A 12,542-nucleotide genomic window follows, 5' to 3' on the forward strand; every position below is an offset into this window, starting at 1 on the left:
TCAAAATAAATTTTGCAGTTATAATATTTAAGTTTTAGATTGATATTTAAAAGTTTGAAGTACATTTTCCGAATGTATATTTCTTATTTGAGCAATCATAACAACGAAATTGATAGACATAAATGATAATAAAAGGAGTATAGAAATGACTCAAACTGTAAATGTAATTGGTGCAGGCTTAGCTGGTTCAGAAGCGGCATACCAATTAGCTGAAAGAGGAATTAAAGTAAACTTAATAGAAATGAGACCAGTAAAGCAAACGCCAGCTCACCATACAGATAAATTTGCTGAACTAGTATGTTCAAACTCTTTACGAGGCAATGCATTAACAAATGGCGTTGGTGTTTTAAAAGAAGAAATGAGACGTTTGAATTCATTAATTATTGAAGCTGCTGATAAAGCGCGTGTTCCAGCCGGAGGTGCATTAGCAGTTGATAGACATGACTTTTCTGGATATATTACTGATACCCTTAAAAATCACGAAAATATTACTGTTATTAATGAAGAAATTAATGCTATACCTGATGGTTATACTATTATTGCAACAGGTCCACTTACTACTGAAAACTTAGCACAAGAAATTGTAGATATCACTGGTAAAAATCAGCTTTATTTTTATGATGCAGCTGCTCCAATTATTGAAAAAGATTCAATTGATATGGATAAAGTATATTTGAAATCTCGATATGATAAAGGTGAAGCAGCATATTTAAATTGTCCTATGACTGAAACGGAGTTTAACAAATTCTATGAAGCAGTATTAGAAGCGGAAGTTGCACCTGTGAATTCGTTTGAAAAAGAAAAATATTTCGAAGGTTGTATGCCTTTTGAAGTAATGGCAGAGCGTGGGCGCAAAACTTTACTGTTTGGTCCTATGAAACCAGTTGGTTTAGAAGATCCTAAAACTGGAAAACGTCCATTTGCTGTTGTGCAATTAAGACAAGATGATGCTGCTGGTACACTTTATAATATTGTTGGATTTCAAACACATTTGAAATGGGGCGCACAAAAGGAAGTAATTAAATTAATACCAGGTTTAGAAAATGTTGATATTGTTCGATATGGTGTAATGCATAGAAATACATTCATTAATTCGCCCGATGTATTAAATGAAAAATATGAATTAATTTCACAACCTAACATTCAATTTGCAGGACAAATGACTGGTGTTGAAGGATATGTGGAAAGTGCGGCTAGTGGCTTAGTTGCTGGAATCAATCTTGCGCACAAAGTACTAGGTAAGGGAGAAGTAGTATTCCCGAGAGAAACGATGATTGGTAGTATGGCTTATTATATTTCACATGCAAAAAATAATAAAAACTTCCAACCTATGAATGCTAATTTCGGGTTACTACCTTCTTTAGAAACTAGAATTAAAGATAAGAAAGAACGCTATGAAGCACAAGCTAATAGAGCATTAGATTACTTAGAAGGCTTCAAAAAAACTTTATAAATAGTTAGAAAGACTAGAAAAGCTATTCATTATTAAGTCATGATTGTTTAATTTGTGGCTATAAAATGAAAAATAATTATTCTAGTCTTTTTAATTTTGGAATTGTTACGTATTTCTGACAATTTGGAATTCGCTTCCGGAAAATATATAAATAAATAACACACAATAAGTTGATTGATGTAACATGTAAGAAGAAGTTTTAATTAATCATTATTTAAAAGACACTTAAAGAATAAATCGCGAAGCTATTAATAAAGATAATTAGTAATTAAATTTAAAAAGAAGTATTCTGGTTTATAGGATAACAAGTTACTTATAATTATTTAATTCTCAAAAGATTTAGAATTGATTATCAAATTACTGTAAGCCCTTTGCTGTATGTGCTACAATTCTTATTGATGGAGGGTAAATGTATTGAATCATATTCAAGAAGCATTTTTAAATACATTAAAAGTTGAACGTAATTTTTCGAAACATACATTAAAATCATATCAAGATGATTTAATTCAATTTAATCAATTTTTAGAACAAGAGCATCTACAGTTGAATACTTTTGAATATAGAGATGCTAGAAATTATTTGAGTTACTTATATTCAAATCATTTGAAAAGAACATCGGTTTCTCGTAAAATCTCAACGTTACGTACTTTTTATGAATATTGGATGACGTTAGACGATAATATTGTTAATCCATTTGTTCAATTGGTACATCCAAAGAAGGAAAAATATCTTCCTCAATTCTTTTACGAAGAAGAGATGGAGGCATTATTTAAAACGGTAGAAGAGGATGCTACAAAAGGATTGCGTGATAGATTAATTCTTGAGTTATTATATGCTACTGGTATTCGTGTTTCAGAATTAGTTAATATAAAAAAACAAGATATAGATTTCTATGCTAATGGTGTAACAGTATTAGGAAAAGGTAGCAAAGAGAGATTTGTACCTTTTGGTGCTTATTGTAGGCATAGTATTGAAATTTATTTAGAACAATTTAAACCGATTCAGTCATGTAATCATGATTTTCTAATTGTAAATATGAAAGGTGAAGCTATTACAGAACGTGGTGTACGATATGTTCTGAATGATATTGTTAAAAGGACTGCGGGTGTAAGTGATATACATCCTCATAAACTTAGACATACTTTTGCCACACATTTGTTGAATCAAGGTGCTGACTTGCGTACAGTGCAATCATTATTAGGTCATGTAAATCTATCAACAACTGGTAAATACACTCATGTATCAAACCAACAGTTAAGAAAAGTATATCTAAATGCCCATCCTCGAGCGAAAAAGGAGAATGAATCATGAGTAATACAACATTACATGCAACAACAATTTATGCCGTAAGACATAATGGGAAAGCAGCTATGGCAGGCGATGGCCAAGTTACACTTGGTCAACAAGTCATCATGAAACAAACAGCAAGGAAAGTAAGACGTTTATATGAAGGTAAAGTATTGGCAGGTTTCGCTGGTAGTGTAGCTGATGCATTTACATTATTCGAGAAATTTGAAACTAAATTACAGCAATTCAGCGGTAATTTGGAAAGAGCTGCTGTTGAACTAGCTCAAGAATGGCGTGGAGATAAACAATTACGCCAATTAGAAGCAATGCTAATTGTCATGGACAAAGATGCTATTTTAGTCGTCAGCGGCACTGGTGAGGTTATTGCTCCGGACGACGATTTAATCGCTATTGGATCAGGTGGTAACTATGCATTAAGTGCTGGACGTGCACTGAAACGTCATGCGTCTCAAATGTCTGCAGAAGAAATGGCATATGAAAGCTTAAAAGTAGCCGCGGATATTTGTGTCTTTACAAATGATAATATTGTTGTAGAAACGCTATAATACTTTGGCGACGATACATTGTTACGAGTAATTAATTTTAGTTAAAGACGGAGGAATGAAATTAATGGATACAACTGGAATCAAATTAACTCCAAAAGAAATCGTATCTAAATTAAACGAATACATCGTTGGGCAAAATGATGCTAAACGAAAAGTGGCCATTGCCCTACGTAATCGATATAGAAGAAGTATGTTAGATGAAGAATCAAAACAAGAAATATCACCTAAAAATATTTTGATGATTGGACCAACAGGAGTTGGTAAAACTGAAATTGCGAGAAGGATGGCTAAAGTTGTTGGTGCGCCATTTATAAAAGTTGAAGCAACTAAGTTTACTGAAGTAGGTTATGTTGGTAGAGATGTCGAAAGTATGGTTAGAGATTTAGTTGATGTCTCAGTAAGATTAGTAAAAGCGCAAAAAAAATCATTAGTTCAAGATGAAGCGACTGCTAAAGCGAATGAAAAACTTGTTAAGTTGCTTGTTCCAAGTATGAAAAAGAAAGCTTCACAAAGTAGTAACCCTTTAGAATCATTATTTGGAGGTACAATTCCAAATTTCGGACAAAATAATGAAGATGAAGAAGAACCGCCTACTGATGAGATTAAAACGAAACGTTCTGAAATTAAACGACAACTTGAAGAAGGAAAACTTGAAAAAGAAAAAGTTAGAATTAAAGTTGAACAAGATCCAGGTGCTTTAGGCATGTTAGGAACAAATCAAAATCAGCAAATGCAAGAGATGATGAATCAGTTAATGCCTAAGAAAAAAGTTGAAAGAGAAGTTGCTGTTGAGACAGCAAGAAAAATCTTAGCTGATGGTTTTGCAGATGAATTAATTGATCAAGAGAGTGCGAACCAAGAAGCGCTAGAATTAGCTGAGCAAATGGGTATTATATTTATCGATGAGATTGATAAAGTGGCTACGAATAACCATAATAGTGGTCAAGATGTGTCTAGACAAGGAGTACAGCGAGATATTTTACCTATCCTTGAAGGTAGCGTAATTCAAACTAAATATGGTACTGTGAATACTGAACATATGCTGTTTATCGGAGCTGGTGCGTTCCATGTATCTAAACCAAGTGATTTAATCCCAGAATTACAAGGGCGTTTCCCAATTAGAGTTGAACTTGATAGTTTATCGGTAGAGGATTTTGTAAGAATTTTGACCGAACCGAAATTATCATTAATTAAACAATATGAGGCGTTGCTTCAAACCGAGGAAGTTACCGTTAACTTTACTGATGAAGCAATTACAAGATTAGCTGAGATAGCATACCAAGTGAACCAAGATACTGATAATATTGGAGCACGTAGACTTCATACAATATTAGAAAAAATGTTAGAAGATTTATCATTTGAAGCACCAAGTATGCCAAATGCAGTTGTAGATATTACCCCACAATATGTTGATGATAAATTAAAATCAATTTCAACTAATAAAGATTTAAGTGCATTTATTCTATAAAAATACAAAAAAGGAGAAAAATTCATGAGCTTATTATCTAAAACGAGAGAGTTAAACACGTTACTTCAAAAACATAAAGGTATTGCGGTTGATTTTAAAGATGTGGCGCAAACAATTAGTAGCGTAACTGTAACAAATGTATTTATTGTGTCGCGTAGAGGTAAAATTTTAGGTTCAAGTCTTAACGAATTATTGAAAAGCCAACGAATTATTCAAATGTTGGAAGAAAGACATATTCCAAGTGAATACACTGAACAATTAATGGAAGTTAAACAAACAGAATCAAATATTGATATCGACAATGTATTAACAGTGTTTCCGCCTGAAAATAGAGAATTATTTATTGATAGTCGTACGACAATTTTCCCGATTTTAGGTGGAGGAGAAAGATTGGGTACTTTAGTGCTTGGTCGAGTACACGATGATTTTAATGAAAATGACTTAGTATTAGGTGAATATGCAGCTACAGTTATTGGTATGGAAATCTTACGTGAAAAGCATAGCGAAGTTGAAAAAGAAGCTCGTGATAAAGCTGCAATCACTATGGCAATTAATTCGTTATCGTATTCTGAAAAAGAAGCAATTGAGCATATTTTTGATGAGCTAGGTGGTACTGAAGGACTATTGATTGCTTCAAAAGTTGCTGATAGAGTAGGTATTACAAGATCAGTTATCGTGAATGCGCTACGAAAATTAGAAAGTGCTGGAGTTATTGAATCCCGCTCATTAGGCATGAAAGGTACTTTCATTAAAGTTAAAAAAGAAAAATTCTTAGATGAGTTAGAAAAAAGTAAATAATTTGATGAAATGACTTCGATGATAATATTGAAGTCATTTAATTTTGGTTAATGTTTATTATAATTATAATTTGAAATGGTAATTAGAATATTACAATGAAAAATACGAAAAACACTTGAAAAACATTTGCTTTAGGTACGGCATTATGTTATATTTATTTTCGGCTATAAAGCCAATACACACATATCAAACGTGATTGTGTAAAGGGTGCAATATATTTATATTGTCTTTACAATAGTTTGCTATGGAGGTAACTAACCAATAGGAGGAATTTAAAATGGCAGTAATTTCAATGAAACAATTACTAGAAGCGGGTGTACACTTCGGTCACCAAACACGTCGTTGGAACCCAAAAATGAAAAAATATATCTTCACTGAGAGAAATGGTATTTATATCATCGACTTACAAAAAACAGTGAAAAAAGTAGACGAAGCTTATAACTTCTTAAAACAAGTTTCAGAAGATGGCGGACAAGTCTTATTCGTAGGTACAAAAAAGCAAGCACAAGAATCAGTTAAATCTGAAGCAGAACGTGCTGGTCAATTCTACATTAACCAAAGATGGTTAGGTGGATTATTAACTAACTATAAAACAATCTCTAAACGAATTAAACGTATTTCTGAAATTGAAAAAATGGAAGAAGATGGTTTATTCGAAGTATTACCTAAAAAAGAAGTTGTAGAACTTAAAAAAGAATACGACCGTTTAATCAAATTCTTAGGCGGAATTCGTGATATGAAATCAATGCCTCAAGCATTATTCGTAGTTGATCCACGTAAAGAGCGTAACGCAATTGCTGAAGCTCGTAAATTAAATATTCCTATCGTAGGTATCGTTGACACTAACTGTGATCCAGACGAAATTGACTACGTAATCCCAGCAAACGATGATGCTATCCGTGCAGTTAAATTATTAACTGCTAAAATGGCAGATGCAATCTTAGAAGGTCAACAAGGCGTTTCTAATGAAGAAGTAGCTGCAGAACAAAACATCGATTTAGATGAAAAAGAAAAATCAGAAGAAACAGAAGCAACTGAAGAATAATCAACTGTTGAATCTGACTTAGATATAGTTTAAATGGGTGATAAGATATAAATGCTTATCACCTTTTTTAAAAAGAAATTAAGGCAAATTACAAATATTCAATTAGAGTATTGGCAATATTGCCTATAATAATGCTAAAATCATAATATATAAAATGATAACTTATTGGAGGAATAATGAATGGCAACTATTTCAGCAAAACTTGTTAAAGAATTACGTGAAAAAACTGGCGCAGGTATGATGGATTGTAAAAAAGCGCTAACTGAAACTGAAGGCGATATCGATAAAGCGATTGATTACTTACGTGAAAAAGGTATTGCAAAAGCAGCTAAAAAAGCAGACCGTATTGCGGCTGAAGGTTTAGTACACGTTGAAACTAAAGGTAACGAAGCAGTTATCGTTGAAATCAACTCTGAAACTGACTTTGTTGCTCGTAATGAAGGATTCCAAGAGTTAGTAAAAGAAATTGCTAACCAAGTATTAGATACAAAAGCTGAAACTGTAGAAGCTTTAATGGAAACAACTTTACCAAACGGTAAATCAGTTGATGAAAGAATTAAAGAAGCAATTTCAACAATCGGTGAAAAATTAAGTGTTCGTCGTTTTGCAATCAGAACTAAAACAGATAATGATTCATTCGGTGCATACTTACACATGGGCGGTCGTATTGGTGTATTAACTGTTGTTGAAGGTTCTACTGATGAAGAAGCAGCGAGAGACGTTGCAATGCATATTGCTGCAATCAATCCTAAGTATGTTTCTTCTGAACAAGTAAGCGAAGAAGAAATCAACCATGAAAGAGAAGTATTAAAACAACAAGCATTAAATGAAGGTAAACCAGAAAACATCGTTGAAAAAATGGTGGAAGGACGTTTACGTAAATATTTACAAGAAATTTGTGCTGTAGACCAAGACTTCGTTAAAAACCCAGATGTAACAGTTGAAGCTTTCTTGAAAACAAAAGGTGGAAAACTTGTTGACTTCGTACGTTATGAAGTAGGCGAAGGTATGGAAAAACGTGAAGAAAACTTTGCGGATGAAGTAAAAGGACAAATGAAATAATCTGTCATAAAGTAAAACAAGGAAGAAGACACCTTTAATGTTTCTTTATTAAAATGTAAATCATTCTAATAAAGAAACAACTGTGTCTTCTTTACTTGTATATGTTACATATATTCACGATAGAGAGGATAAGAAAATGGCTCAAATTTCTAAATATAAACGTGTAGTTTTGAAACTAAGTGGTGAAGCATTAGCAGGAGAAAAAGGATTTGGCATAAATCCAGTCATTATTAAAAGTGTTGCTGAACAAGTTGCAGAAGTTGCTAAAATGGATTGTGAAATCGCAGTTATTGTTGGTGGCGGAAACATTTGGAGAGGTAAAACAGGTAGTGACTTAGGTATGGACCGTGGTACTGCAGATTACATGGGTATGCTTGCGACAGTTATGAATGCATTAGCATTACAAGATAGTTTAGAACAATTAGATTGTGATACAAGAGTATTAACATCTATAGAAATGAAACAAGTTGCAGAACCTTACATTCGTCGTCGTGCAATTAGACACTTAGAAAAGAAACGTGTAGTTATTTTTGCTGCAGGTATTGGTAATCCATACTTCTCTACAGATACAACAGCAGCTTTACGTGCTGCAGAAGTTGAAGCTGATGTTATTTTAATGGGTAAAAACAATGTGGATGGCGTTTACTCAGCAGATCCTAAAGTGAACAAAGATGCCGTTAAGTATGAACATTTAACTCATATTCAAATGCTTCAAGAAGGTTTACAAGTTATGGATTCAACAGCATCATCATTCTGTATGGACAATAACATCCCATTAACTGTTTTCTCTATTATGGAAGAAGGAAATATCAAACGTGCTGTGATGGGTGAAAAAATAGGTACGTTAATTACAAAATAAATTTAGAGGTGTAATATAATGAGCGACATTATTAGTGAAACTAAATCAAGAATGCAAAAATCAATCGAAAGTTTATCTCGTGAATTAGCAAATATTAGTGCTGGACGTGCTAATTCTAACTTATTAAATGGCGTAACAGTTGATTACTATGGCGCACCAACGCCTGTTCAACAATTGGCAAGCATAAATGTTCCAGAAGCACGTTTGCTTGTAATTTCTCCATATGATAAAACATCTGTTGCCGATATCGAGAAAGCGATTATTGCAGCAAACTTAGGTGTAAATCCTACAAGTGATGGGGAAGTAATTCGTATCGCAGTCCCTGCTTTAACTGAAGAGCGTAGAAAAGAACGTGTTAAAGATGTTAAGAAAATTGGTGAAGAAGCAAAAGTATCTGTTCGAAACATTCGTCGTGATATGAATGATCAATTGAAAAAAGATGAGAAGAACGGTGACATTACTGAAGATGAACTAAGAACTGGTACTGAAGATGTCCAAAAAGCAACAGACAACTCAATAAAAGAAATTGATAAAATGATTGCTGATAAAGAAAAAGATATTATGTCAGTATAAATCAATATACAGTGACATATTAAAATGCCAATTAGTGATAATGATGTAAAAGTATAATTCTGCAATCACATTGAATGATTGGAATGCTGTGAATGATTATTATTATTTTTCATTAGTTATGATGGTATTTAAACAAGTTAACTTAACATTTTACTTTTGTATGTGGTAAAGTATCACATTAAAGTTATGTATTTTTTATCCTCAGTATGTATGTCACATTCATGGTGTAAACTGTACCGAGTCGGACTTTGGTACAGTTTTTTTATTTGCTTATTCAATGCGTTAAATGAGTATGATAAAATGATAATGATTGTTTAGTAACTAATACTATATAACAGAGATGATCAGGCTCGGAGGAAAGACCATGTTTAAAAAGCTAATAAATAAAAAGAACACTATAAATAATTATAATGAAGAACTGGACACTGCAAATATACCCGAACATATCGCGATTATCATGGATGGTAATGGACGATGGGCTAAGAAACGTAAAATGCCGCGAATTAAAGGCCATTATGAAGGTATGCAAACGATAAAGAAAATAACTAGAGCTGCTAGTGATATCGGTGTTAAGTACTTAACTTTATATGCCTTTTCCACTGAAAATTGGTCAAGACCTGAAAATGAAGTTAATTATATTATGAATTTGCCTGTCAATTTCTTGAAAACATTTTTACCTGAGTTAATAGAAAAAAATGTCAAAGTTGAAACAATAGGTTTTACTGAAAAATTACCTAATTCAACAATTGAAGCGATCAATAACGCAAAGGAAAAGACGGCGAATAATACTGGTTTGAAATTGATTTTCGCAATCAATTATGGTGGTAGAGCAGAAATTGTTCATGGTATTAAAAATATGTTTGAAGAGCTTCAACAACAAGGTGTATCTAGTGACGTTATAGATGAAGCATTTATAGACAATCATTTAATGACAAAGAATTATCCTGATCCTGAATTATTAATTCGTACATCAGGTGAACAAAGAATAAGTAATTTCTTGATTTGGCAAGTTTCTTATAGTGAATTTATCTTTAATCAAAAATTATGGCCTGACTTTGACGAAGATGAATTAATTGAATGTATTAAAATTTATCAGTCGCGTCAAAGACGTTTTGGCGGATTGAGTGAGGAGTAGTATAGTATGAAAGTAAGAACGCTGACAGCTATTATTGCCTTAATCGTATTTTTGCCTATTCTGTTAAAAGGTGGCCTTGTATTAATGGTTTTTGCTAATTTATTAGCATTAATAGCATTAAAAGAATTATTGAACATGAATATGATTAAATTTGTGTCAATTCCTGGTTTAATTAGTGCAGTCGCACTTATCATAATTATGTTGCCACAGCATGCAGGGCCATGGGTACAAGTTATTCAATTAAAAAGCTTAATTGCGATGAGTTTTATTGTATTAAGTTATACTGTCTTATCTAAGAACCGTTTTAGTTTCATGGATGCAGCATTTTGTTTAATGTCTGTTGCGTATGTTGGCATTGGATTTATGTTCTTTTATGAAACAAGATCTGAAGGGTTACATTACATATTATATGCATTTTTAATTGTTTGGCTTACCGATACTGGTGCCTATCTATTTGGTAAGATGATGGGTAAACATAAACTTTGGCCAGTGATTAGTCCGAATAAAACAATCGAAGGATTTATTGGCGGTCTATTTTGCAGTTTATTAGTACCAATAGCAATGTCTTACTTTGTCGATTTTAATATGAATATTTGGATTTTACTTGGAGTAACATTGATTTTAAGTTTATTTGGTCAGCTAGGCGATTTAGTTGAATCGGGCTTTAAACGCCATTTTGGAGTTAAAGATTCGGGAAGAATATTACCGGGACACGGTGGTATTTTAGATAGATTTGATAGTTTTATGTTTGTGTTACCATTATTAAATATTTTATTAATACAGTCATAAAGGTGCTGACAAACCATTAAATGATAATAGGAGTTGCTGAGATATTTTAGTGTTATCTTAGCGCTCCTTTTGAAAATTATGTAGAACATTTATTTAAATTAGCCATTATATTTTGTGAATTTTCCTTACCATATTATAATGACTTATATTACGTATACAGCAATCATTTTTAAAATAAAAGAAATTTATAAACAATCGAGGTGTAGCGAGTGAGCTATTTAGTTACAATAATTGCATTTATTATTGTTTTTGGTGTACTAGTAACTGTTCATGAATATGGGCATATGTTTTTTGCGAAAAGAGCAGGCATTATGTGTCCAGAATTTGCAATCGGTATGGGACCAAAAATTTTTAGTTTTAGAAAAAATGAAACACTTTACACTATTAGGTTATTGCCTGTTGGTGGATATGTTCGTATGGCAGGAGATGGCTTAGAAGAGCCACCAGTCGAGCCCGGTATGAACGTTAAAATTAAACTGAATGAAGATAATGAAATAACACATATCATATTAGATGATCATCATAAGTTTCAACAAATTGAAGCGATTGAAGTTAAAAAATGTGATTTTAAAGACGAGTTATTCATAGAAGGTATCACTGCTTATGATAACGAAAGACATCATTTTAAAATTGCTAGAAAGTCTTTCTTTGTTGAAAATGGCAGCTTAGTTCAAATTGCTCCGAGAGACAGACAATTTGCACATAAAAAGCCATGGCCGAAATTTTTAACATTATTTGCAGGACCGTTATTTAACTTTATATTGGCTTTAGTCCTATTTATTGGTCTTGCATATTATCAAGGTACACCTACGTCTACTGTAGAACAAGTCGCAGATAAGTATCCCGCGCAACAAGCAGGATTACAAAAAGGTGATAAAATTGTCCAAATTGGTAAATACAAAATATCTGAATTTGCAGATGTAGATAAGGCGCTAGACAAAGTTAAAGATAAAAAGACAACTGTTAAATTTGAACGAGATGGTAAAACAAAATCAGTTGAATTAACTCCTAAAAAGACCGAAAGAAAACTGACTAAAGTAAGTTCAGAAACAAAGTATGTACTTGGGTTCCAACCAGCTAGTGAACATACACTCTTTAAACCAATTTTATACGGATTTGAAAGCTTTTTAAAAGGTAGTACACTAATTTTTACAGCTGTAGTCGGTATGATAGCTAGTATTTTCACTGGAGGTTTCTCATTCGACATGTTGAATGGTCCGGTTGGTATTTATCATAACGTAGACTCAGTTGTTAAAGCAGGCATCATAAGCTTAATTGGTTACACTGCGTTATTAAGTGTAAACTTAGGGATTATGAATTTAATTCCTATTCCTGCACTAGACGGTGGTCGTATTTTATTTGTTATATATGAAGCGATTTTTAGAAAACCAGTTAATAAAAAGGCAGAAACAACGATTATCGCTATTGGTGCCATTTTCATGGTCGTTATTATGATATTAGTAACGTGGAATGATATTCGACGATATTTCTTATAATTTAGGAGGAT

12 protein-coding genes and 1 pseudogene are annotated in these 12,542 nt (G+C 32.6%); all 13 read left to right on the forward strand.

What is annotated here, in order from left to right:
- Positions 1 to 145 precede the first annotated feature (145 nt).
- The 13 genes and pseudogenes from trmFO (at position 146) to rseP (ending at position 12,531) form a co-directional block, all read left to right on the forward strand.
- Entirely contained in the window at positions 146 to 1,453 is a 1,308-nt protein-coding gene (gene trmFO, locus CD116_RS13050; RefSeq protein ID WP_047549514.1) for an FADH(2)-oxidizing methylenetetrahydrofolate--tRNA-(uracil(54)-C(5))-methyltransferase TrmFO, read from the forward strand.
- Between the two features lie 414 nt (positions 1,454 to 1,867).
- Complete coding sequence (gene xerC / locus CD116_RS13055; RefSeq protein WP_047425148.1) at positions 1,868 to 2,764, forward strand: tyrosine recombinase XerC; 897 nt, start codon at positions 1,868 to 1,870, stop codon at positions 2,762 to 2,764.
- The gene (gene hslV, locus CD116_RS13060) at positions 2,761 to 3,306 is read left to right on the forward strand and encodes an ATP-dependent protease subunit HslV (RefSeq protein WP_047425150.1); all 546 of its coding nucleotides are present in this window, start codon (positions 2,761 to 2,763) and stop codon (positions 3,304 to 3,306) included. Before xerC ends, hslV begins: the two co-directional genes overlap by 4 nt.
- 64 nt (positions 3,307 to 3,370) lie before the next feature.
- A complete protein-coding gene (gene hslU / locus CD116_RS13065) occupies positions 3,371 to 4,774 on the forward strand; it encodes an ATP-dependent protease ATPase subunit HslU (RefSeq protein WP_047425152.1) in 1,404 nt (467 codons plus the stop codon).
- A 24-nt stretch (positions 4,775 to 4,798) separates the two neighbouring features.
- A complete protein-coding gene (gene codY / locus CD116_RS13070; RefSeq protein ID WP_000055333.1) occupies positions 4,799 to 5,572 on the forward strand; it encodes a GTP-sensing pleiotropic transcriptional regulator CodY in 774 nt (257 codons plus the stop codon).
- A 277-nt stretch (positions 5,573 to 5,849) separates the two neighbouring features.
- Entirely contained in the window at positions 5,850 to 6,617 is a 768-nt protein-coding gene (gene rpsB, locus CD116_RS13075) for a 30S ribosomal protein S2 (RefSeq protein ID WP_000268484.1), read from the forward strand.
- 51 nt (positions 6,618 to 6,668) lie between these two features.
- A pseudogene (locus CD116_RS13080) lies at positions 6,669 to 6,763 on the forward strand (hypothetical protein).
- Between the two features lie 34 nt (positions 6,764 to 6,797).
- Entirely contained in the window at positions 6,798 to 7,679 is an 882-nt protein-coding gene (gene tsf / locus CD116_RS13085) for a translation elongation factor Ts (RefSeq protein ID WP_047425156.1), read from the forward strand.
- 136 nt (positions 7,680 to 7,815) lie between these two features.
- Positions 7,816 to 8,538, forward strand: coding sequence for a UMP kinase (gene pyrH, locus CD116_RS13090; protein ID WP_000057330.1), 723 nt, complete (start codon positions 7,816 to 7,818; stop codon positions 8,536 to 8,538).
- An 18-nt stretch (positions 8,539 to 8,556) separates the two neighbouring features.
- The gene (gene frr / locus CD116_RS13095; RefSeq protein WP_001280034.1) at positions 8,557 to 9,111 is read left to right on the forward strand and encodes a ribosome recycling factor; all 555 of its coding nucleotides are present in this window, start codon (positions 8,557 to 8,559) and stop codon (positions 9,109 to 9,111) included.
- A 364-nt stretch (positions 9,112 to 9,475) separates the two neighbouring features.
- The gene (locus CD116_RS13100) at positions 9,476 to 10,246 is read left to right on the forward strand and encodes an isoprenyl transferase (protein WP_047528938.1); all 771 of its coding nucleotides are present in this window, start codon (positions 9,476 to 9,478) and stop codon (positions 10,244 to 10,246) included.
- A gap of 6 nt (positions 10,247 to 10,252) precedes the next feature.
- Positions 10,253 to 11,035, forward strand: coding sequence for a phosphatidate cytidylyltransferase (locus CD116_RS13105; RefSeq protein ID WP_047528936.1), 783 nt, complete (start codon positions 10,253 to 10,255; stop codon positions 11,033 to 11,035).
- 209 nt (positions 11,036 to 11,244) lie between these two features.
- Positions 11,245 to 12,531 carry an RIP metalloprotease RseP gene (rseP, locus tag CD116_RS13110; protein WP_047447409.1) on the forward strand — a complete coding sequence of 429 codons (1,287 nt, stop codon included), beginning with the start codon at positions 11,245 to 11,247 and terminating at the stop codon, positions 12,529 to 12,531.
- The last annotated feature ends 11 nt before the right edge of the window (positions 12,532 to 12,542 follow it).

Source organism: Staphylococcus schweitzeri, assembly GCF_002902405.1.
Lineage (GTDB): Bacteria > Bacillota > Bacilli > Staphylococcales > Staphylococcaceae > Staphylococcus > Staphylococcus schweitzeri.